18 protein-coding genes are annotated in these 20,284 nt (G+C 69.6%); 8 read left to right on the plus strand and 10 right to left on the minus strand.

Annotation, left to right across the window (positions count from 1 at the left end):
• Positions 1–16: 16 nt before the first annotated feature.
• Complete coding sequence (locus QNJ30_04090) at positions 17–901, minus strand: sterol desaturase family protein (protein MDJ0942615.1); 885 nt, start codon at positions 899–901, stop codon at positions 17–19.
• A gap of 148 nt (positions 902–1,049) precedes the next feature.
• On the opposite strand from QNJ30_04090, the gene QNJ30_04095 reads away from it, so the two are divergent.
• Positions 1,050–1,652 carry a TetR/AcrR family transcriptional regulator gene (locus QNJ30_04095; GenBank protein ID MDJ0942616.1) on the plus strand — a complete coding sequence of 201 codons (603 nt, stop codon included), beginning with the start codon at positions 1,050–1,052 and terminating at the stop codon, positions 1,650–1,652.
• A gap of 500 nt (positions 1,653–2,152) precedes the next feature.
• Positions 2,153–2,698, plus strand: coding sequence for a DUF924 family protein (locus QNJ30_04100; GenBank protein MDJ0942617.1), 546 nt, complete (start codon positions 2,153–2,155; stop codon positions 2,696–2,698).
• Here QNJ30_04100 and QNJ30_04105 read toward each other — a convergent pair.
• Entirely contained in the window at positions 2,695–5,259 is a 2,565-nt protein-coding gene (locus tag QNJ30_04105; protein MDJ0942618.1) for a mechanosensitive ion channel, read from the minus strand. The genes QNJ30_04100 and QNJ30_04105 overlap by 4 nt on opposite strands.
• Before the next feature lie 151 nt (positions 5,260–5,410).
• Positions 5,411–6,373 carry a glutathione S-transferase family protein gene (locus QNJ30_04110; GenBank protein ID MDJ0942619.1) on the minus strand — a complete coding sequence of 321 codons (963 nt, stop codon included), beginning with the start codon at positions 6,371–6,373 and terminating at the stop codon, positions 5,411–5,413.
• Positions 6,374–6,498: 125 nt separating this feature from the next.
• Here QNJ30_04110 and QNJ30_04115 point away from each other — a divergent pair, with 125 nt between their 5' ends.
• Positions 6,499–7,806 (plus strand): MFS transporter, encoded by a 1,308-nt coding sequence (locus tag QNJ30_04115; GenBank protein ID MDJ0942620.1) that lies wholly within the window; start codon positions 6,499–6,501, stop codon positions 7,804–7,806.
• Between the two features lie 113 nt (positions 7,807–7,919).
• On the opposite strand, the gene QNJ30_04120 is transcribed toward QNJ30_04115, so the two are convergent.
• From QNJ30_04120 to QNJ30_04130, 3 genes are all read right to left on the minus strand, one after another.
• On the minus strand, positions 7,920–8,264 hold the full coding sequence (locus tag QNJ30_04120) for a DOPA 4,5-dioxygenase family protein (protein MDJ0942621.1): 345 nt from the start codon (positions 8,262–8,264) through the stop codon (positions 7,920–7,922).
• A gap of 36 nt (positions 8,265–8,300) precedes the next feature.
• Positions 8,301–8,780, minus strand: coding sequence for a DoxX family protein (locus tag QNJ30_04125; GenBank protein ID MDJ0942622.1), 480 nt, complete (start codon positions 8,778–8,780; stop codon positions 8,301–8,303).
• Between the two features lie 170 nt (positions 8,781–8,950).
• Complete coding sequence (locus tag QNJ30_04130) at positions 8,951–9,664, minus strand: pirin family protein (protein ID MDJ0942623.1); 714 nt, start codon at positions 9,662–9,664, stop codon at positions 8,951–8,953.
• A 134-nt stretch (positions 9,665–9,798) separates the two neighbouring features.
• On the opposite strand from QNJ30_04130, the gene QNJ30_04135 reads away from it, so the two are divergent.
• Together QNJ30_04135 and QNJ30_04140 are read left to right on the plus strand one after the other, a co-directional pair.
• Positions 9,799–10,716 (plus strand): LysR family transcriptional regulator, encoded by a 918-nt coding sequence (locus tag QNJ30_04135; protein ID MDJ0942624.1) that lies wholly within the window; start codon positions 9,799–9,801, stop codon positions 10,714–10,716.
• The gene (locus tag QNJ30_04140; protein MDJ0942625.1) at positions 10,713–11,666 is read left to right on the plus strand and encodes a DMT family transporter; all 954 of its coding nucleotides are present in this window, start codon (positions 10,713–10,715) and stop codon (positions 11,664–11,666) included. Before QNJ30_04135 ends, QNJ30_04140 begins: the two co-directional genes overlap by 4 nt.
• Positions 11,667–11,694: 28 nt before the next feature.
• Here the strand turns inward: QNJ30_04140 and QNJ30_04145 are convergent, their stop codons facing one another.
• Positions 11,695–14,637 carry a hypothetical protein gene (locus tag QNJ30_04145; GenBank protein MDJ0942626.1) on the minus strand — a complete coding sequence of 981 codons (2,943 nt, stop codon included), beginning with the start codon at positions 14,635–14,637 and terminating at the stop codon, positions 11,695–11,697.
• 274 nt (positions 14,638–14,911) lie between these two features.
• On the opposite strand from QNJ30_04145, the gene QNJ30_04150 reads away from it, so the two are divergent.
• Positions 14,912–15,190, plus strand: coding sequence for an Lpp/OprI family alanine-zipper lipoprotein (locus QNJ30_04150; GenBank protein ID MDJ0942627.1), 279 nt, complete (start codon positions 14,912–14,914; stop codon positions 15,188–15,190).
• Positions 15,191–15,198: 8 nt separating this feature from the next.
• Here the strand turns inward: QNJ30_04150 and QNJ30_04155 are convergent, their stop codons facing one another.
• Positions 15,199–16,134, minus strand: a complete 936-nt coding sequence (locus QNJ30_04155) for a L,D-transpeptidase family protein (GenBank protein MDJ0942628.1) — start codon at positions 16,132–16,134, stop codon at positions 15,199–15,201.
• 212 nt (positions 16,135–16,346) lie between these two features.
• On the opposite strand from QNJ30_04155, the gene QNJ30_04160 reads away from it, so the two are divergent.
• Positions 16,347–17,786: a hypothetical protein gene (locus QNJ30_04160; GenBank protein MDJ0942629.1), complete on the plus strand. Its 1,440-nt coding sequence runs from the start codon at positions 16,347–16,349 to the stop codon at positions 17,784–17,786.
• Between the two features lie 145 nt (positions 17,787–17,931).
• Here QNJ30_04160 and QNJ30_04165 read toward each other — a convergent pair whose 3' ends face one another.
• Together QNJ30_04165 and QNJ30_04170 are read right to left on the minus strand one after the other, a co-directional pair.
• Positions 17,932–18,327, minus strand: coding sequence for a cupin domain-containing protein (locus QNJ30_04165; protein MDJ0942630.1), 396 nt, complete (start codon positions 18,325–18,327; stop codon positions 17,932–17,934).
• An 81-nt stretch (positions 18,328–18,408) separates the two neighbouring features.
• Positions 18,409–18,939 (minus strand): Lrp/AsnC family transcriptional regulator, encoded by a 531-nt coding sequence (locus QNJ30_04170; protein ID MDJ0942631.1) that lies wholly within the window; start codon positions 18,937–18,939, stop codon positions 18,409–18,411.
• Between the two features lie 48 nt (positions 18,940–18,987).
• Here QNJ30_04170 and QNJ30_04175 point away from each other — a divergent pair, with 48 nt between their 5' ends.
• Positions 18,988–20,184 carry an MFS transporter gene (locus QNJ30_04175; protein MDJ0942632.1) on the plus strand — a complete coding sequence of 399 codons (1,197 nt, stop codon included), beginning with the start codon at positions 18,988–18,990 and terminating at the stop codon, positions 20,182–20,184.
• Positions 20,185–20,284: the final 100 nt, after the last annotated feature.

Raw genomic sequence — 20,284 nt, forward strand, 5'->3', positions numbered from 1 at the left:
CGATTTCCGCTTCGGATCACCGGGTGGTTGCCCGGCTCTCCGCGCGCCGCTGTGGCGGCCGCCAGCCCGGGCGGCGGAACAGCAGGCCCAGAGCCTCGACCAGGGATTCCGCCGCGCGCAGGTCGCGAAACAGGATCCCAGCCTCGTAGAAATGGACCTTGAACGGGTTCTTGGAGTTCAGCGGCCTGGTCAGGCCGTAGACCGGGGTCTCCGCCTCCGCCCGGTAGGTGCCGAAGATCCGGTCCCAGATCATCAGCACGGCGCCGTAGTTGCGGTCCAGGCAGCCGGCGTCGGCGCCGTGGTGGACCCGGTGGTTCGAGGGCGTGTTGAAGACGCGGTCCAGCCAGCCCAGGCGCCCGATCATCTCGGTGTGCAGCCAGGTCTGGTAGCTGAGGATGAGAACGAAGGCCGCCAGGACCAGCAGGGGATTGAAGCCCAGGGTCACGATCGGCAGGTAGAAAACCGGCGAGATGAACTGGTCCACAAAGGAGATCCGGTAGGCGGTGGCCTGGTTGAAGTGCGGCGAGGAATGGTGCACCGAGTGGGCCAGGGCCCAGAGCAGGCGGATCTCGTGCGACAGCCGGTGCTCCCAGTAGTAGGCGAGGTCGACCAGGATCACCGCCAGGACCGCGCTCCACAAGGTGGTTGGGATCTGCCAGGGCACCAGGGCCTGGACACCGAGATAGACCGCGAGCCAGGACGCCGCCAGCAGGAGCTCTGCGGCGATCGACGGCACCAGCGTACTGTAGCTGGCCAGCATCTCGAGCCAGCGCTCCTTGCCGAGCCGACGCCGCCGCCAGAGCCAGAGCAGCTCGACCAGAAGCAGGACGAGCGCGAAGACCGCCAGCAGGTCTCCGACCCCGAAGATCGCGGTCTCGATTGCGCCCAGGGCTTCCTCCATGCGCCGCTCCTTCCCCCAATCCGCAGGCAATAACGAGAATGATCGTTCTCATTATTAACTGGGCAAGGTCGGGCTTGCGGTCAATTAAAATGTGAACGATCATTCTCATTATTCGTCTCCGGCGGCGAAGAAATGGAGAGAGGTCGTCTTGGCGCGAACCCGTGACCAGGCCCGCTTCGAGGCGCGGCGCGACGAGATCCTGCAGGCCGCGGCCGGCTGCTTCGTCCGGCGCGGCTTCCATCAGACCGGCATGCAGGAGATCTGCGCCGCGGCCGGGATGAGCCCCGGTGCCCTCTACCGCTACTTCGACAGCAAGGACGCCATCATCGAGGCCATCGCCGAAGCGGAGCGGGAAGAGAACGCGGCGCTGCTCGCGGCCCTGGCCGAGAGCCGCGATCCGGTCGCCGGCCTGCAGGCGGTGGTCGAAGCGGTACTCCTGGCCTATGCCGATCCGGACGCGGGCCGCCTGGCGGTCGAGGTCCTGGCCGAGGCGGCGCGCAACCCCCGGGTCGCCGAAGGCTTCGCCCGCAACCTCGCCGAGATGAAGGCCGGCGTCGTCGCCGCGCTCGAGGCCGGCCAGACCGAGGCGGTGATCGATCCCGGCCTCGCCACGGGCCCCGCCGCCGAGGTCCTGATCGCCCTCATGGACGGCCTCTGCGCGCGTTCGATTCTCGATCCCGCGCACGATCCGCAAACCCTCTTGCCGACGCTCCGGACCCTGATCCGCCGATTCCTGGAGGTCCCGGGGTGACCCTGCCGGGGTCGTCTCCAAGGTCTCGCCGGCGGGCAGGGGAGGCTGTCCGAGGGGCAGGCGCGACGCCGGTCGAGGACCCTCAAGCGCCCTGGCCTCGCTCTCGAAATCAGGGGCTTCGAGCCCGCTTCCAGGCCCGGCATTCTTGTTTGGAATCACTCTAATTCGGTACCCGTGGGTGACTTTAGAGGATTTCTAAATGGTACCCGCCGCGTGACTGTGATGGGCCTGATCTTAAGATGATTTTCAAGATAAATAGAATAACATATTGCAATTATTTATATACTTGGTTCCAAATTTGGGGCGAGCCAGGCCCGGCTGATCGCGAGGAATCGTCATGTGCTTGCTGGTGCCGGCCCGAGGTCGAGCAAAAGTGCCGGAATCGGGTGCCGCGGCCGCCAGCGGCCCGCCATGCGCGCTTCGGGCCGCCGGAAGCTCCCCTTCGCGAGCCTTCTGTGCCATCCTGCCGGCCGCCCCCAGGCCGTGAAGGACCGACGCCCATGACCTCGATTTCCGACGTGCTCGGCTTCTGGTTCGCGCCCGGCATGGCCGCGCGCTGGTTCGTCAGCGACCCCGCCTTCGACGCCGAGGTGAAGGCGCGGCTTGGCCGGGCCGCCGAGGCGGCGGCCCGCGGCGAGCTCGACCACTGGGCCGAGACTCCGGAGGGTGCCGTCGCCCTGGTTCTGCTGCTCGACCAGGTGCCGCGCAATCTCTACCGCGGCGACGGCCGTGCCTTCGACGGCGACGCCGCAGCCCGCGCCGTCACCCGGCGCGCGCTGGAGGCAGGTTTCGACCGGGAGCTCGACCAGGCCCAGCGGCTGTTCCTCTACCTGCCGCTGGAGCACAGCGAGGCGCTGACCGACCAGGAGGACTGCTGCCGCCTGGTCGAGGAACTGACCGACAATCCGGACTGGGCCGACTACGCCCGGCGGCACCGCGACATCATCGCCCGCTTCGGTCGTTTCCCGCACCGCAACGCGGCCTTGGGGCGGGAGTCGACGGCGGAGGAAAAGGGCTTCCTGGAGGAAGCGGGATCCGGCTTTTAGGTGCCCTCGCCCTTCGGCACCTGCCGGACGGCGGCGACCGGCCGCGGCCGCGTCTGCTGTGCCGGCGCCTCGGGCTCGGCCAGGGCCTTCGGCAGCTCGCCGATGGATTTGACGTGCAGGTCGCGCTGCGGGAAGGGGATCTCGATGCCTTCCTCCCGAAAGGCCTCATCGATGGCGAAGCGCAGGTCGCTGGGGACCCGGAGGAAATAGTCGACGTCGCTCAGGAAGCAGCGGAGCTGGAAGTCCAGGGAGGAGTCGCCGAAGTTCCGGAACACCACGTAGGGCGCCGGCTGCTTCAGCACCTGGTGATGCTCGGCGGCGCAGCGCAGCAGGACCTCGCGCACCTTCGTCGTGTCCGACCCGTAGGCCACGCCGATATCGATCATGACCCGGCACAGCCGGTTCTTGTGGGTCCAGTTGCCGACCGCGCTGGAGATCAGCTCCGAGTTCGGGATGATGACGGACTGCCGGTCGAAGGTCTCGATCTCGGTCGCGCGGACCGAGATCCGCTTCACCGTGCCTTCGTAGCCGCCGATGATCACCCAGTCGCCGACCTTGACCGGCCGTTCGACCAGCAGGATCAGGCCCGAGACGAAGTTGTTGACGATGGCCTGCAGGCCGAAGCCGATGCCGACCGAAAGCGCGCCGGCGATGATCGCCAGGTTGGAGAGATCGAGTCCCAGAGCCTGGATGCCGATCAAGGCCGCCACGGCGAAGCCGACGTAGCCCAGGGCCATGGAGAGCGAGTTGCGCACGCCCATGTCGAAGCGCGTGCGCGGGAAGACCTTCTCGTTCAGGGTCCGCTGCAGCATCCGGGTGATGGCCACCACAACCAGGAAGACGATGGCTGCGGTCACGATCTCGCCCAGGGAGATCCTGACGTTGCCGATCCTGAACCCTGCGAACAGGGCGACGACCCAGTTCCAGAGGTCGTCCCTCGGCACGCCCCAGATCAGGAGGCCGAGACCGAGGCCGAAGCCCCAGGCGGTGATGTCGAGGGCGAAGCGGAACCAGAACTTCAGAAGGCTGCGGGTCTGGTGCCTCAGCTCGAGCGCCTCGCGGATCACGCTGGTGCGCAGTCCCACCCCGATCAGCTCCCGGCCCAGGCCCCGCAGCAGGAAGATGCAGCCCAGCATCCCGGCGCTGAAGATCAGGTTGTTGATCAGGTAGCTGCCCAGGTCGGCGTAGCCGAGCACCGAGGCCGCGATGCTGGCCAAGGCGATCAGCGCGGCCAGGCGCCGGGCGATCATCCAGGCCCGGCGCCGGCGCGCCGGCATCTCGCTGGGTTCCTCTTCGGCGCGCTCGTCGCCGGCCTCCGGTGCGTAACGCCAGAGCGAGCTGCGCAGCAGGGTCAGGGCGACGATGGCCTCGAAGGTGGTGGTGATAAAGCTGTAGAGCGACTCCAGCTCCAGCGAGATCGGCAGGGATTCGGTCGACCACAGGAAGAAGAGATCGACGGCGAATACGGCGGCCAGCAAGGTGATGCGGTGGTTGATTCGCCGCGCGTTCTCCGGCAGCAGTGGCAACAACCGCCAGGCCGGCAGGTCGGGCGCCAGCACGGCCCGCGGCAAGGCCGCGGCCAGCACCAGGATGATCAGGGCCAGGAACAGGCTTTGGGCCATGTCGCCGAGCAGGCCGGTCAGCAGGCTGTCCGGGCTGGAACTCCGGTACAGGAAGGCCGCCAGGATAACCGCGGGGATCGCGCCGTCCGCCAGGCCCTTGCCGATGGCCGCGAAAAGGCGGCGGGTGTAGCTCGGCGCCGTCTCGGCCGGATCGCGCCTAAGCCAGCGCAGCAGGAAGTACCGGAGCGCGGCGCCGAAACCGATCGCCACAAATCCGCCCAGAAGCAGCATCCGGTAGAACAGGAAATCGCTGCGCTCCTCGAGGCTCAGGGTTTCCCACCACACGGCGGGTGCGGCGGCCATTTGACGAAGGACCGCCAAGCCCTCGGGCAAGGCGGCGGTGAGGATGTCGGGGTCCAAGGGCAGGCGAACCCGCCTGGACAGCTGGCGGACGGTCTGGGCCCGAAGCAGGGCACTGATTCGGCCGTCCAGCTGATTCGCCTTGGTGATGACGAGTTCGCTCTCCTTGACCTGCGCATCGAGCTCGGCGATCTCCTGGCGGAAGGCTTTGCGCTGATCGGCGATGGCCTCCGCCTCGGGCGGCTCGCCCTCCGCCGGCGCCGGGCCCAGGGCCGCGAGCCGTGTCTCGATCCGCGAGAGTTCCGTTTCCGCCTCGGCTATGGCAATACTGGCCGCCGCGCGCAGCTGGCCCAGGTCCGCCCGGATCTCGTTGGCGCGGGGTTCGGAGAGCGTCGGGCCCCTGCTCTCGGCCTCGGCGGTCGCCAGGGCCTGGTTCCAGGCCTTAAGCCGATCCTCGAAGGACGGCGCCTCGATCGTCCCCTCGGCCGCGCCCTCGGTCGTCTGGGCGCGGGCCGGAGCCGAGCCCAGGCCGGCGGCCAGCAGGGCCAGAAGCGCAAGGAAGGCCAGACCCGCGACGGCTAGGCTGCGGCGCCGTGCGGGCGCAGAGAGAGTCTCGGCGAGAGCGTTTGCTCCGGGCATCCCTCAGACCCCCAAACCTTCCTCCGCTCCCCGTCGCCGGCGGCGCGCGGCGCCGTCTGGCTTCATGGGATCATGACATAGAGCAAGACCGGAGGGCGAGCTAGGGGATTCGCACGGCCCGCCTTGGCACCTTGGGCGTTTGGAAGCCGCCTCAGCCCCGTCCGTGCGGCGCCATGAAGTCGATCTCCGGGCCCCGGGGGACGATGCCGGTCGGGTTCACGCTCAAGTGGCTGGCGTAGTAGTGCTGCACGATGTGGTGCAGGTTGACGGTCTCGGCGATGCCGGGGACCTGGTAGAGCTCCCGGGTGTAGGCCCAGAGGTTGGGATAGTCGACCAGGCGCCGCAGATTGCACTTGAAGTGGCCGTGGTAGACCGGATCGAAGCGCAGGAGGGTCGTGAAGAGCCGCCAATCGGCCTCGGTGATGCGATCGCCGACCAGGTAGCGTTGGCGGCCGAGCCGCGCCTCCAGCTCGTCCAGGGTCTCGAAAAGCTCGGCGAAGGCCTGGTCGTAGGCGGCCTGGGTGGTCGCGAAGCCGGCCTTGTAGACGCCGTTGTTGACCCGGTGGTAGATCGGCTCGTTGACTGCATCGATCTCGGCGCGCAGGGCCTCGGGGTAGAAGTCGACCTCCCCGTCGCCCCATTGGTCGAAGGCCGCATTCAGCATGCGGATGATCTCCGAGGACTCGTTGCTGACGATGGTGCCGCGCTGCTTGTCCCAGAGCACGGGCACCGTGACCCGGCCCGTATAGTCGGCCTTGGCCGCGGTGTAGACCTGGTGCAGGAAGTCCTTGCCCAGGACCCGGTCGCCGGTCACCGCGTCGTCGCCGTCCTCGTTGCCAAAGCTCCAGCCGTTCTCGGCCATGTGCCAATGCACGACGTCGACCGAAATCACCTCCTCCAGGCGCTTGAGCCGCCGGAAGATCAGGGTCCGGTGCGCCCAGGGGCAGGCCAGGGAGACGTAGAGGTGGTAGCGTCCCGGCTCCGCCTTGAAGCCGGAACCGCCGTCCGCGGTCACCCAGTCGCGGAAGGCGCTGTCGCTGCGCCGAAAGCGGCCCCCGCTCGTCTTGGTGTCGTACCACTCGTCGCGCCAGATGCCTTCGACCAGCTTGCCCATCGTTCCGTTTCCTTTCGCGTTGGTCACAAAACCTTGCGGCCCAGGTGATCCTCCCGGATGCCAAGGCGCCGACGCCGTGCTATGACCGCCCGTCGAGAATAACGCGAGCGGCGCCGAAGGCCGCCGTGCTTGGGGGCGGAAACTTGGTCCAGGGCGTCAGGGAGACGATCGTCTCCGGCATCAACCGGCGGTTCTTCTACGGCTGGGTCATCGTCGGCGCGGCGAGTCTCGGCATCCTCGCCTCGGGGCCCGGGCAGTCCCACACCTTCTCGGTCTTCGTCGGGCCGATCGGCGAGGACCTCGGCATCTCGAGCGCCTCCATCGCCAGCGCCTACGGCCTGGCGACCCTGGCCGCCGCCTTCCTGCTGCCGCAGATGGGCCGCTTCATCGACCGCTACGGTCCGCGGCGCATGCTCGGCGTCATCGTGGTCCTGCTCGGCCTGGCTTGCGCCTTCTTCGGCGCCGCCGCCAACTTCCTCTGGCTGGCGGTCGGCTTCGGACTGCTGCGCTTTCTGGGCCAGGGCTCGCTGATGCTTGGCTGCGCCAACCTGGTCTCCCAGTGGTTCAGCCGCAGCCGCGGCCTGGCCATGAGCCTCATGGCCCTGGGCTTCGGCATCTCCATGGCGATCCATCCACCGCTCTCGGAGGCCCTGGTCGAGGCGATCGGCTGGCGCCAGGCCTGGGTCGTGCTCGGGCTCCTCACCTGGCTGCTGATGCTGCCGCCGGTCCTGCTGCTGATCCACGACAAGCCGGAGCCGCTCGGCCTGCGGCCCGACGGTTCGGGCCGTGGCGTGGCGGCCACCGAGGCCGAGCCGGCGGAGGAGATCACCGGCCTGACCCTGCAGCAGGCCCTGCGCCAGCCGGCCTTCTACATCGTCTCCTTCGGCTGGTTCGCCATCGCCATGCTGGTCACGACCCTGCACTTCTATCAGGTTTCGATCATGACCGCGCAGGGCCTCTCCAGCGAGCTGGCGGCCCGGGTCTTTCCGGTCTCGGCCGTGACCATGGTGGCGACCATGCCGCTGGTCGGCCGGCTCTTCGACCGCCTGCGCACCCGTGTGGTCTTCGCCCTGGGCCTGCTGATCACCGCGGCCGGGCTGGTCGGCATCACCTTCGTCACCGACTGGGTGAGCGCGGTGCTCTACGCCCTGGTCTTCGGGCTCAACAACGCCTTCTCCATGACCATGTTCGGCTACCTCTGGCCGCGCTACTTCGGCCGCCTGCACCTGGGCGCGATCCAGGGCACCGGCCAGATGATCGGCGTGGTCGGCGCCTCGCTCGGGCCGCTGCCCGTGGGTCTGGCCTTCGACTTCGCCGGCAGCGCCGAGCTGACCCTGCGCCTGCTGGCGCTCTACCCGGTCATCGCGGCGATCGTCGCCCTGCTGTTCCTGCGCACGCCGCGGGACGTGACCGGCAGCGAGCACCTGGAGTGAGGTTGCTCGCCCCTTCACGTTCTCTGTCATCATCGGACTTGATCCGCTGATCCATGGCGGCGCGGCGAGATGGATGCCCGGGTCAAGCCCGGGCATGACAGAAGAGAAGGGTGTCATCCGAAGATGCTGAGGTCGAGGGTTGCGCTGGGGCCGAGCCAGATGGCGTGGTCCCGGTGGTCGGCCAGGTCGTCGCCGCTTTCCGGATGGACGAAGACGGTCAGGCCCAGGCGGTTGAGCGCCAGCCAGGGCACGATCTCGGGGAAGACCTCGGGGGCGAAGGCGATCTGGTAGCTCCAGCGGGGATGCGGCCCGACCGTCTTCTCGTGCCAGCGGCCCATCGCGACCGGAAAGCGGGCCTCGACGGCCTCGCGGACCGCGCGTGCTTCGTCGCGCGTTCCGGCGTCGAAGTAGACGTGGGCGTGATAGCCGGTGATGCTGCCTGCGTCCTTGTCGGTCATGGTCTCGGTCCTTTCCTCTTGCCGGCCTGAGCGGGCTCAGAACTCCCGCCCGATGGCCCGGTCGAGCGACAGCTTGCCGCCGCCGTGGAAGGCGCAGGCCAGGGCGATGATGCCCCAGAGCAGGGGATACTCGTAGCCGCCGTTGGTCCAGAAGAAACCGTTGGCCAGGTGGACCTTGAAGGCGGCGACTGCCATCAGGATCGCGATGGCCGCGGCCGCCGGACGAGTCAGAAGGCCGAGGGCGAGAAACAAGCCGCCGAAGAACTCCACCGCGCCGGTCAGATAGGCCAGCGGCAGGGCCGGCTCGAGGCCGATCTGACTGAAGAAGGCGGCCGTCGCATTGATATCGCCGCCGAACCAGCCGAAGAGCTTCTGCGCGCCGTGGGGCACGACGAAGAGGCCGGCCGCGAAGCGGATCAGCGGATAGCCGTAGGGCGCCAGGGCCCGGGTCAGCGGCGCGACCGCCGGGATGATCGGGCGCGGCGCGCCCCGAGTCTGGGTATCGGTCGTGGACATGGGGGGTCTCCTTTACTCGGTGTCTTTGCGTCTTCGGAGCCTTCCCATCACCCAGCTCCGGCTAAGCTCGGCTGTCTGCCTCGCCAAACCTCCGCATCCCTCTCCCACCGGGAGAGGGAGGGGCCCAGCGCCGTGAGGCGGTGGGAGGGTGAGGGGCCACCGCTCCGGGTTCAGGCCAGGTCGGCGAGCAGGATCTCACTGTCCTTCAGGGCGGTGATGGTGACCGCCTCGACCTGCGAGATCGCGACGCCGTCACGGGCCTCGGCGGTCTTACCGTCGACCTCGATCCGGCCGCTCGCTGGGACCAGGTAGGCCTTGCGGCCCCGCTGCATGGCGTGGGTCACGCTTTGCCCGGCCTTGAGGGTCGCACCGAGGATCGCCGCGTCCTGGTGGATCGGCAGCGGGCCCTCCGGATCGGCGGTCGTGTCCTCGGGGCGGCCCGAGGCGAGGGCGACCAGCTCGCCGGCGCGGTCCGCCTTGGGGAAGCGCCTGGCCTCCCAGCGCGGCCGGACTCCCGCCGTCGCCGGCTCGATCCAGATCTGGAAGATCTGAGTCGTGTCGTCCTCTAGGTTGTGCTCGGCGTGCCAGATCCCGGTCCCGGCCGACATGACCTGGACGTCCCCGGCCTCGGTGCGGCCCTCGTTGCCCAAGTGGTCCCGGTGGCTGATCGCGCCCTTGCGGACATAGGTGATGATTTCCATGTCGCGGTGGCCGTGCAGGTCGAAGCCGGTGCCGGGCTGGATCGTGTCGTCGTTCCAGACCCTGAGCGGTCCCAGGCCCATCCGCGAGGGATCGTGGTAGCCGGCGAAGCTGAAGTGGTAGCGCGCCGCGAGCCAGTCGTTGTCGAAGCGGCCGAGCGCGTTGAAAGGTCTGACTTCGATCATCCTTGGTCTCCTTCAGGGTCCGGGGCCGGGTCTTCGGCCGGCCCCGCAGTGCTTGCGATTGCCGTCCATATAATTTGTTTCGCGATCAATCATAATAGGCTACAAAGTCAACTCACTGTTTCCTGAAAGAAACGATGGCGCTGGAACATCTGACCGGTATGGCGATCTTCGCGCGGGTCGTCGAGCTCAAAAGCTTCACCCGGGCGGCGCGCGAGCTCGGCATGACCAAGTCGACGGTGTCCAAGCAGATCGGCCGTCTGGAGGACCGCCTGGGCCTGCGTCTGCTCAACCGCTCGACCCGGCAGCTCTCGCTGACCGAGGCCGGCGCGGCCTTCTACCAGGGCTGCCGGCAGATGGTGGCTGAGGCCGAGCAGGCCGAGCAGGCGGTTTCCTTCCTGGCCGAGGCGCCCCGGGGCACGCTCTACGTCAACGCGCCGGTCTCCTTCGGCACCCTGCACCTCCTGCCGGGCCTGCCGGACTTCCTGCGCCGCTATCCGGAGCTGCGGGTCGAGGTGACCCTGAACGACCGCATCGTCGATCTGATCGAGGAGGGCTTCGACGTCGGCGTCCGGATCCGCAAGCTGGCGGACTCGGCGCTGGTCAGCCGCCGTCTGGCGCCCAGCCGCCGGATCCTGGCTGCGTCGCCCGACTACCTGGCGCGCCGGGGTCCGCCGCAGCGGCCGGAAGATCTGGCGGCGCAGGACTGCCTGATCTATGCCTATCAGGCGGAGGGCGCGCTCTGGCGCCTGAGCGGCCCCGACGGCAAGCGGGAGGTCAAGGTGGCGGGACGCCTGCGCGCGAACAACGGCGAGGCGCTGCTGGCGGCGGCGGTCGGTGGGGCGGGCATCGCCTTCCTGCCGACCTTCATCTGCGGCGACGCCCTGCGCGACGGCCGGCTGGCGCGGGTTCTGCCGGGCTGGGCCGACGAGGAGGGCGCGGTCCACGTGATCTGCCCACCGGGCCGCAACCTTCTGCCCAAGGTCCGGGTCTTCATCGACGACCTGGTCACGCGCTGCGCCGGCCGGCCCTACTGGGACGCGGGCATCGCATGAGCGAGGGTCCCGCAGGCTCGACCTCGCTCCCCGGCCCGGCCGGCGGCCTGCTGCTGCCGCAGGGCGCCGTGGCCCTGGCCTCGCTGCTCTGGGGCCTGTGGTGGATTCCTGTGCGGGGCCTCGAGCAGCTCGGCCTGAACGGGAACTGGGTCAGCGTCGCGGTCTACGGCTTCGGCGCCGTGGCCCTGTTGCCCTTCATGCTGCCGGGGTTGCGGCGCCTGCGGCAGAACGCCGGCACCCTGGCGGCGGCCGGGATCACCTGCGGTGCGGCCCTGGCCTTCTGGAACCACGCCCTCCTGGTCGGCGAGGTCGTCCGGGTGACCCTGCTGTTCTACCTCGCGCCGGTCTGGGCGACGATCCTGGCCGCGGTCTTCCTGGGTGAGCGGATCACCCTGCGCCGCGGGCTCTCGATCGCGCTCGGCCTCTCCGGCGCGGCGACCGTGCTGGGTTTCCTCGACCAGGGCCTGCACCTGCCGCGCGGCGAGGCCGATTGGATCGCGATCGCCGCCGGCATCAGCTTCGCGGTCGCGACCACCATCATCCGAAAGGCGGGGGCGGGCAACTCCGTGCCCCAGTCCTTCGCCACCGTCCTGGGCGCCGCCCTGGTCGCCTGGGCCCTGACGGTCTTTCACGCTGGCGGCGGTGCGCTTGGCGGACCTGCGCTGGCCGTCGAGGCCTTGCCGCTGGCGGCAGCGGTCGGGGCGCTTTGGCTGCTGCCGGCGCTCTGGCTGGTGCTCTGGGGCGCCGGGCGGATCGACCCCGGCCGGGTCGCGATCCTGCTGCTGCTCGAGATCGTCACCGCCGCGGTCTCCGCCGCGCTCCTGACCGCCGAGCCCTTCGGCGCCCGCGAGGCGGCCGGCTGCCTGCTGATCCTCGGCGCCGGCCTGGTCGAGGCGATGGCCGGACGGCCCTGGGCGCCGGGCGTCCTGCTGCGCCTGCGGCGGCGCTGACCGCCGTCACCGGTCGCGGCCGGGCCGGCTACCACTCGATGGTTTCGATCTCCGTGAACTCGAGGGTGCTGCCGTCGGCATGGGTGATCCGGCCCGAGGCGTCGGGAGAAAGCGTCAGGCTGTTCGCATCCTGGCTCTCGATCGTGGCGCCGCCGTGCAGGATCAGGGTCCAGTCGCCCTGGGTGTGGTCCCCGGTCACGTCGTTCAGGCGGATCCCGTCGGACCATCCGGCGCCGCCCGCGACGTTGTCGGTGCCGGCGTTGGCGCCGAAGATGAAGAGGTCGCTGCCGAGCCCGCCCCAGGCCCGGTCGTTGCCTTCGCCGCCGCTCAGCACGTCGTCGCCGCCGCCGCCGCTCAGCCGGTCATTGCCCGCGCCGCCGACGAGGCTGTCGCTGCCGTCGTCGCCATAGAGCCGGTCGTTGCCGGCGCCGCCGGTCAGGGCGTCGTCGCCGCCGCGGCCGTAGAGGTTCGCGGCCGCCGTCATGCCGCCGGCGTCGAAGCTGTCGTTGCCCGCATTGCCCACGGCGGTCTCGATGCCGGCCGCCGCGAGATCCAGGCTGACGGCGCCGCTGCCCTGGACGTCGACCCGGTCGCTGCCGGCGCCGCCGTCGACGACGCTGTCCTCGGCGTCGATGTAGAGGCGGTCGTTGCCGTCGCCCCCGCGGAGCTGGTCGGCACCGGCGCCGCCGACCAGCCGGTCGTTGCCGGCGCCGCCGGTCAGGCTGTCGGCCCCGGCCTGGCCATAGATCAGATCGTTGCCGTCTCCGCCGGTAAGGCCGTCGTCGCCGCCGCGGCCGTATAGGCGCACGGTCTGGTTCATCCCACCGGCGTCGAAAGCATCGTCGCCGGCGTTGCCGACCGCGGTCTCGATGCTGGCCGCGGTCATGTCGAGGGTCACGCCGGCGCTGCCCTGGACGTCGACCCGGTCGTTGCCGGTCCCGCCGTCGACGACGCTGTCCTGGGCGTCGACGTAGAGCCGGTCGTTGCCGGCGCCGCCGAGCAGGACGTCGGCCCCGGCGCCGCCGACCAGCCGATCGTTGCCGTCACCGCCCGACAGGTTGTCGTCGCCCGCGTCGCCGTAGATCTGGTCGTTGCCGAGACCGCCGGTCAGGGCGTCGTCGCCGCCGCGGCCGTAGAGCCGGGCCGTTGTGGTCATCCCGCTGGCGTCAAAGCTGTCGTTGCCGGCATTGCCGACCGCGGTCTCGACGCTGGCCGCGGTCATGCCGAGGGTCACGCCAGCACTGCCCTGGACGTCGGCCCGGTCGTTGCCGGTCCCGCCGTCGACGACGCTGTCCTGGGCATCGACGTAGAGCCGGTCGTTGCCGGCGCCGCCCAGAAGGACATCCGCTCCGGCACCGCCGACCAGCCGATCGTTGCCGGCGCCGCCACTCAGGTTGTCATCGCCCGAGTCGCCGTAGATCTGGTCGTTCCTGAGGCCGCCGGTCAGGGCGTCGTTGCCGCCGCGGCCGTAGAGGCGTGCGGCCGCGGTCATGCCGCCGGCGTCGAAAGAATCGTTGCCGGCGTTGCCGACGGCGGTCTCGATGCTGGCCGCGGTCATGTCCAGGGTCACGCCGGCGCTGCCCTGGACGTCTGCCCGGTCGTTGCCGGCGCCGCCGTCGACGACGCTGTCCTGTGCGTCGATATAGAGACGATCGTTGCCGGCGCCGCCGCGCAGCTGGTCGGCCCCGGCGCCGCCGACCAGCCGGTCGTTGCCGGCGCCGCCGTCCAGGCTGTCCGCGCCGTCCTGTCCGTAGAGCAGGTCGTTGCCTGCGTTTCCGGCCAAGCTGTCGTCGCCGGTTCCGCCGTAGGCCCGGTCGTTGCCCGCACCGCCGGTCAGGCCGTCGGCGCCCGCGTCGCCGTAGATCCGGTCGTTGCCGGCGCCGCCGCGCAAGCTGTCGTTGCCGCCGCGGCCGTAGAGGCGCGCGGCCGAGGTCATGCCGCTGGCGTCGAAGGAGTCGTCGCCGGCGTTGCCGACCGCGGTCTCGATGCTGGCCGCAGCCATATCCAGGGAGACCCCGGCGCTGCCCTGGACATCGACGCGGTCGTTGCCGGCGCCGCCGTCGATGACGCCGTCCAAGGCGTCGACGTAGAGCCGATCGTTGCCGGCGCCGCCGCGCAGCTGGTCGGTCCCGGCACCGCCGATCAGCCGGTCATTGCCGGCGCCGCCGGCCAGGCTGTCGTCGCCGTCCTGGCCGTAGAGTCGGTCGTTGCCCGCGCCGCCGTCCAGGCCATCGGCCCCGGCGTTGCCGTAGAGCCGGTCGGCGCCCCCCGTGCCGAAGATCAGGTCATCGGCGTCGCCGCCGTAGAGCCGGTCGTTGCCGTCGAGGCCGTAGATGTCGTAGGGCGCCGCTGCGCCGGCGGCGCTGAGGACATCGTTGCCGGGGGTCCCGACCAGCGTGGTCGCCTGGCGCGGCGGCGGCGCGGCCTGCGGAGCGCGGTCCGGTTCCGGTTCCAATTCCGGTTCCGGTTGTCCCGTCGGCGACCTTTCGAGGGGGGCGGGCAGGGGAGCTCGGGCAGCCGGAAAGCTCGGCGCCTCGGCAGGATTGGTGGCGCGCTCGGTCGCTTCCAGCTCCTCAAGGGGGATCGGCCGGAGCCCGCCGCCTTGGCGCCGGCCCAGGCTGTCCAGCTCCGAGGAAGTCGGATCGAGCGGCCGCTGTGGCTCGGCCTCCGGCACTCTCTCGACCCTCGGGCGGCCCGGTTCCGGGGCGACCTGCGGGGAGGCCTCCGGCTGCGCCGGCGCCGGGGCTTCCGGTGACTCCTCGAAGGTTGTCGGCAGGTCCGGCTCTTCCATCACGATGCCGCTGCCGTGGTGGATGTTCGGCAGGCTGGCGTCCGATTCCTCCACGGCGGGACCGGCGCCGGGCTGGTCCCAGACCTCGCGCTCCTGCTCTTTGCTGCCCTGGCTCCGCGCGTCCAGGAGGGCCGCCTCGTCGTCCCGGTCCGGGACCGGGGTGTGATCTGCCGTCGCCATGTCCCGCGTCCTTCGTTTGGAAGGAAATAATTCCTTTCAATCCCTTCGGCATCCTCCGAAAGGACTCCCCGACATGGCAGGAATCCTGACCGAGAGAGATTAAGGTGAGATTTTTATCGGTGGTTAAATCGATTGTTTTCTTTCGGGTCGTCCGCGCCGCCATTCCCTTGGATTTCTTGACGGGGATCAACGAACTGCCGGGGACTTGGCTTAACCATGGCCACCAGAAAGCTGCCCCGCCGCGCGGCGGGGCGCCAGGAGAGGAGGACCCGATATGCTCTGCAGGACGAAGACCATCGGGATGGCGGTGCTGGCCTTGCCGCTCGTGCTCACCGCCGGTTGCGCGACAAACCAGGATCTCGACCAGCTTCGCAGCGAGCTGCGCGCGGAGATCCGTGAGCTCAAGGAGCTGACTGCGGCCGCACGGGCGGATGCCGCTGCGGCGGCACAGTCGGCCGCCGAGGCCGCCGCCGCCTCGCAGTCCGCCAGCCGGGAGGCCAGGGCGGCCAGCCAGAAGGCCGACCGGGTCTTGCAGGAGTCGCTGCGGAAGTAGGCGCTACCTCAGCGGGTGATGCGGACCGGGATGCCGCGCCGTTCGCGCGCGACGGTCTCGATCGTCTCCCAGTCCAGCCGGACGGCGGCCTTGCCCGCGGCGCGGAGCAGCTTGGCGTCCAGCCCGAAGACCGGCTCCGGCGCGAAGCGGCCGGAGGCTTCCAGTTCGTCGGCCTGGGTCTGGGTCGGGTGGACCTCTAGGTAGAGGGCGCCGCCGGACCAGCCGAACTTGACCGGCTGGTCGATGATCCGGACCTCGGTGCCGACCTCGACCGCCTCGAAGAGGGCGGCGATATCCGCGGGATAGAGGCGCAGGCAGCCGTGCGAGACCCGCCGCCCGATGCCCAGGGGCTGGTTGGTGCCGTGAATGACCAGGCTCTCCCAAGCGAGGTCCAGCGCGTGGTCGCCCAGCGGGTTCCACGGGCCGGGAGGCACGGCCGCCGGCAGGTCGGGCCGCTCGGCACGGATCGAGGCCGGCGGCACCCAGGTCGGCCGCTCGCGCTTGCGGACGATCCGGGTCTCTCCGGTCGGGGTTTCGCAGCCGGCGCGCCCGGTGCCGACCGGAAAGCTCGCGGGCTTGCCAGCGGGCGGGAAGTGATAGAGCCGCTGCTCCGCCAGATTGACGACGATGCCGCGCCGGGGCGCCTCCGGCAGCAGGTGCGCCGTCGGTAGGACCAGGGCCTCGCCGACCTTGGGCAGCCAGGGGTCGACGCCCGGGTTCGCCGCCCGCAACTCGATGAAGCCCAATCCCTCCCTGAGGGCGATGTCGATCAGGGTCTCGTCCTTCCGCACTTCGTGCGACCGAAGCTGGCCCAGAACATCGCCGTGACGAGGGTCGGCCCCTGCGTCCTGGCCCTGGGCCGGCGCGGCAATCGCGGCCAGCAGCAGAGCGGCCAGGCAGGCACAGTCGAAAGGTCTCGGCCAGGCTTTTCCCTTTGGCTCCATCGTACGCACGCCGGATGTTGTCCCCGCTTGCCCAGATTACAGTTGGGGTCTTTCGGTCGACTTCACAATTCCCGCGCCTCCGGGACCCGTCACAGGGTTTACAGGCGCTTAAGGGAGATTCGCGTATAGCTTGCAAAACCCCCCGATCCATCGGAAAGGCCGCCTCCATGCCCGCTTCGCGGAACAGGTTCTCGTGCCGTCTCGTTCCTACCTTGACCCTGGGCCTTTTGGCCCTGTCGCTGGCGGCCTGCAGCATCCCCACAACGATCGCGAACCAGCGGCAAGTCGCACCGGAGAACCTGGAGATCGCCAAGCGGCGGTCGCTCGCGTTCATCGAGTTCACCGGCGAGGAGGGCGGGACGGTGAGCCGGAGCCTGGTCAAGCATATGTCCGCTGTCCGGATCGACGGCGAACGGCTCTTTCACATAACGGGACCGATCGCGCTGGGGGACGACGGCGACCGCCATACCGACGAGGCGGGAATCAGCGAACCCCTGAACCTGGCGAAGAAACTCGGAACTGGCGCCGTGCTCCTCGGACGAATCACCCTGCTTCGGGATGACGACCTCAAGACGCCGGTGACAATCAGCTACTGCACCCGCTACGTCTACAAGAACAAGAAGAAGAAGATGAAATGCGCGGAAAAGCGCAGCAAGACCCGGCGCTGTGCCAATGTCTCCTTTGTGCTGAAGTACAAGGTCCTGGCTTTGGAGACGGCCAGTGGCCGGCGCATCTACGACCCCGGCGTCCGGCAGGAACAGGAGACCCGGAGCGAGTGCGTCACCTATTCCAGTGTGTCGCCTTACGGCGTCGAGATCCTGGAGGCCAAGATCCGGGACGAAGCCGAGGAGCTGCGCCGCGAGATGCTGGACAAAATCACCAGACGGATCTATCGCGACATCGCTCCCTACATCGAGACCTTCGTGGTGCAGTTCCTGGACGAACCCGACAGCCTCGACGAGGGACCGGCGGAGCGCTTCGCCACGGCCGTCGAGCTGGTGGATGATCAGCGCTTGGAGGCGGGCTGCGCCATTTGGCGCAAGATGGTCGACGCCGGGCAGCGCGATCCGGCCATCGCCTTCAACCTGGGAGCCTGCGCCGAACAGCAGGAGAACTACCGCGTCGCCTGGCAGTTCTACACCCTGACCCAGCGCTATGCCGACCAGCTGCAGGCCAGGGCCGGCGACGCGGATCGCAACTACTCCTACCAAGGACTGGGCCGAGCATGTGGCGCGGGCCCAGGGCCGGGTCCGTCGGCTGTCCCGTTCGCAGCAGGCGATGAACGCTCTGAGGGCCGCGCCCCTGCGATGAACCGCTTCGGCCTGGCCGGCCGATCATCTCCAGGGGCGGCGAGGGGTGTTCGAGGCGGGTTCTCGGCGGCGGCGGGTCAGCTCTCCTGGCAGCCGCGCAGCTCCCGCAGCAGGCCGTGGACGTCGCCCAGGACCCAGAGGTCCTCGACCAGGCCGTCCCTGAAGCGGAAGTGCGCGCTGCCGTCCCAAGCGATGCGGCGGCCGCTCGGCGGCACCCCGAGCAGGCTGCCCTGGTGGGTTCCCGAGAAGCGCATCCTGGCGACCACCCGCTCGGCCTCCTCGGTCATTTCCAGGATCTCGCAGTGGAAGTCCGGCAGCGCCGCGACGACCTCGTCGACGTAGCCGCCGAACTGCCCGTGCCCGACCAGCACCGGTCCCAGGGAGCCTCGGAAGTTGAAGCCGGGATGGAAGATTCTCGGAATCCGACTCTTGTCGGCCTTGTTCCACATCTCGTCGTAGAAGAGGCGGACCAGGCGTTTCTGCGGAGTCATCCGTCCTGCCGCGGGTCCTCGGCCGTCGAGTGGTCGGTCGGCTGCGGCGTCGCGGTCATCAGGCTCACGCCCTCGGGCGCCGAGAAGCGGTGCCAGCAGTTCTGCGGCACCACCGCGAGCATGCCGGCCTTCATCTCCAGCACCTGCGGCCCCTCGCCGGTGAGCACGGTCAGGGTCGCCGCGCCGTCCAGGATCTGGACCAGCTCGTCGCCCTGGGTGTGCCGTTCCCAGGCGCTGTCGCCCTGGAAGCTGCCGGCGAAGATTCCGCCTTCGCGGAAGGCCGCCAGGGTGGCGAAGGCGGCGGCCGTCTGGTCGCCGGGGGTGTCCGGCCGCCGTCCGCGCAGCATCGTAAGCTTCGCCAGCTCGCCGTGGATGTCGACCGCTTTGACCATCGTGCTTTTTCTCCGGTCCAAGTGACTGCCTGATCCCTAGATATGGCGCGGCCTTCGGCCGCGCCAAGGGGGCGGGCGCGGTCAGCCGCCGGCCGCCGCCGGTTGCGGCCACTCGGTGGTGACCTCGGCCTGGACCGGGCGCTCCAGGTAGGTCGAGAGGGCGATGTAGCTGCGCGTGCTCTTGACCCCCGGCACGGCATAGATGTGGGCGAGCAGGGCCTCCAGCGCGTGGGTGTCCCGGGTCCGGACCTTGAGCAGCATGCAGGTGTCGCCGGCCACGGAGTGCAGCTCCTCGACCTCGGGGAACTCGCCGACGGCCAGGAGCTCCGGGCTCTTGCCCCAGCCGCGGGTGTCGACGTGGACGAAGGCCAGCAGGGTCTTGCCCAGGGGCGCCGGGTCGATCAGGGCGGCCGTGCGCCTAATGGTGCCGTCGCGGCGCAGTCGTTTGACCCGCTCGTGCACCGCCGGCGGCGAGAGCCCGACCCGGGCGCCCAGCTCGGCGTAGCTGAGCGTCGCGTCCTCGGTCAGCAGGCCTAACAGCTTTCGGTCCAGGGCATCGACTCCGGGCCTGGGGCTGCGGCCGCGCCGAAGCTCATCTGTTTTTTGACTCATATTGAAAATTCGCCTTTATACGTAATTTTGTTCGGCGATAATCACATAATGTCGAATCAGAATCAAGAAATCGGACCGTCGACCCTTCCGCGTACGCCTCCGGTGGTCTTCGTCCTGACCGCGGGTATCGCGGTAATCGGCGCCAACTCCCTGGCCTTGAGCCCGATCGCGGCCGAGGTCGCCGCCTCCTTCGGCGTGGCGGTGCCGGCGGTCATGGCCGCCACGGCGGCCTACGGCCTGGGCACCGCCTTCGCCGCCGTCTTCTTGGCGCGCGCCATCGACCGGATCGGCAGCCGGCGGGTCCTGGTCCAGGCCCTGGCCGTCCTGGCCCTGGCCTTCGGCGTCAGCGCCTCGGCGCCCAACGCGGCTGCCCTGGTCGCCGGCCAGGTCCTGGCCGGGCTCGGCGCCGGGGTCGCCCTGCCGGCGATCTACGCCCTGGCGGCCGAGGTTGCGCCGCCGGGGCGGGAAAGCGCGACCCTCGGCGTCGTCTTGACCGGTTGGACCTTGAGCCTGGTCGCCGGCGTCTCGCTTTCGGCCGTGATCGCGGACCTCGTGCATTGGCGCCTGGTCTACGCCTTCCTGGTGGGCGCGGCCCTGCTCGGCCTGCTGGCGCTGCTGGTCAGTCCCGACCGGGAGGCCGGCGGGTCCGGGGTCCCGGCACCTTCGCCCCTGCAGGCCCTGGCCCTGCCGGGCGTGGTCCGGCTGCTCCTGGTCTGCGCCGCCTACATGATCGCCTTCTACGGGGTCTACGGCTACATCGGCGCCCACCTGCACGAGGGCCTCGGGCTGGCGACCAGCGCCAACGCGGCGGTGCCTCTGGCCTATGGTATCGGCTTCGGCGCCGCGGCGCTGCTCGACCGCGTCATCGACTGGGTCGGCCCGGGCCGGGCCATGCCCTGCGCCTATCTGGGCATCGCCGCGGTCTATGCCGCCCTGGCCCTGGGCAGCGGCAACTACCTCGCCATCGTCGCGATCGCACTGCTTTGGGGCCTGCTCAACCACTTCGGCCTGAATCTCCTGATCCTGCGCTTGACCGCCGTCGATCCCGCGCGCCGCGGCACGATCCTCGGGCTCAACTCCGCCGTCACCTACCTTTGCGTCTTCCTCGGCACCCTGGGCTTCGGCCCGCTTTACAGCCACGCCGGATTTGCGTCCCTGGCCTGGATCGCGGCCGGACTCTGCCTCGTCGCGGCGCTGCTGACGACGGGCGGAGCGATGGAATCGAGGCGAGGGAAGAACACGTAGGATCGGGGGGTGACAGGAGGCGCGCTTCTTTCCGACGAGCGAAGTCTGGAAAGGCGACTGCCCCTGCGGCCGGCGTCTACAGACGATCCGCAAGGACGGG

Source organism: Kiloniellales bacterium, from assembly GCA_030066685.1.
In the GTDB taxonomy this organism is placed as follows: Bacteria; Pseudomonadota; Alphaproteobacteria; order Kiloniellales; family JAKSBE01; genus JAKSBE01.

Coding starts and splice junctions, on each gene's coding strand:
- QNJ30_04090 (MDJ0942615.1), bottom strand. CDS start 901: ATGGAGGAAGCCCTGGGCGCAATCGAGACCGCGATCTTCGGGGTCGGA.
- QNJ30_04100 (MDJ0942617.1), top strand. CDS start 2,153: ATGACCTCGATTTCCGACGTGCTCGGCTTCTGGTTCGCGCCCGGCATG.
- QNJ30_04105 (MDJ0942618.1), bottom strand. CDS start 5,259: ATGCCCGGAGCAAACGCTCTCGCCGAGACTCTCTCTGCGCCCGCACGG.
- QNJ30_04110 (MDJ0942619.1), bottom strand. CDS start 6,373: ATGGGCAAGCTGGTCGAAGGCATCTGGCGCGACGAGTGGTACGACACC.
- QNJ30_04120 (MDJ0942621.1), bottom strand. CDS start 8,264: ATGACCGACAAGGACGCAGGCAGCATCACCGGCTATCACGCCCACGTC.
- QNJ30_04125 (MDJ0942622.1), bottom strand. CDS start 8,780: ATGTCCACGACCGATACCCAGACTCGGGGCGCGCCGCGCCCGATCATC.
- QNJ30_04130 (MDJ0942623.1), bottom strand. CDS start 9,664: ATGATCGAAGTCAGACCTTTCAACGCGCTCGGCCGCTTCGACAACGAC.
- QNJ30_04135 (MDJ0942624.1), top strand. CDS start 9,799: ATGGCGCTGGAACATCTGACCGGTATGGCGATCTTCGCGCGGGTCGTC.
- QNJ30_04140 (MDJ0942625.1), top strand. CDS start 10,713: ATGAGCGAGGGTCCCGCAGGCTCGACCTCGCTCCCCGGCCCGGCCGGC.
- QNJ30_04145 (MDJ0942626.1), bottom strand. CDS start 14,637: ATGGCGACGGCAGATCACACCCCGGTCCCGGACCGGGACGACGAGGCG.
- QNJ30_04150 (MDJ0942627.1), top strand. CDS start 14,912: ATGCTCTGCAGGACGAAGACCATCGGGATGGCGGTGCTGGCCTTGCCG.
- QNJ30_04155 (MDJ0942628.1), bottom strand. CDS start 16,134: ATGGAGCCAAAGGGAAAAGCCTGGCCGAGACCTTTCGACTGTGCCTGC.
- QNJ30_04165 (MDJ0942630.1), bottom strand. CDS start 18,327: ATGGTCAAAGCGGTCGACATCCACGGCGAGCTGGCGAAGCTTACGATG.
- QNJ30_04170 (MDJ0942631.1), bottom strand. CDS start 18,939: ATGAGTCAAAAAACAGATGAGCTTCGGCGCGGCCGCAGCCCCAGGCCC.
- QNJ30_04175 (MDJ0942632.1), top strand. CDS start 18,988: ATGTCGAATCAGAATCAAGAAATCGGACCGTCGACCCTTCCGCGTACG.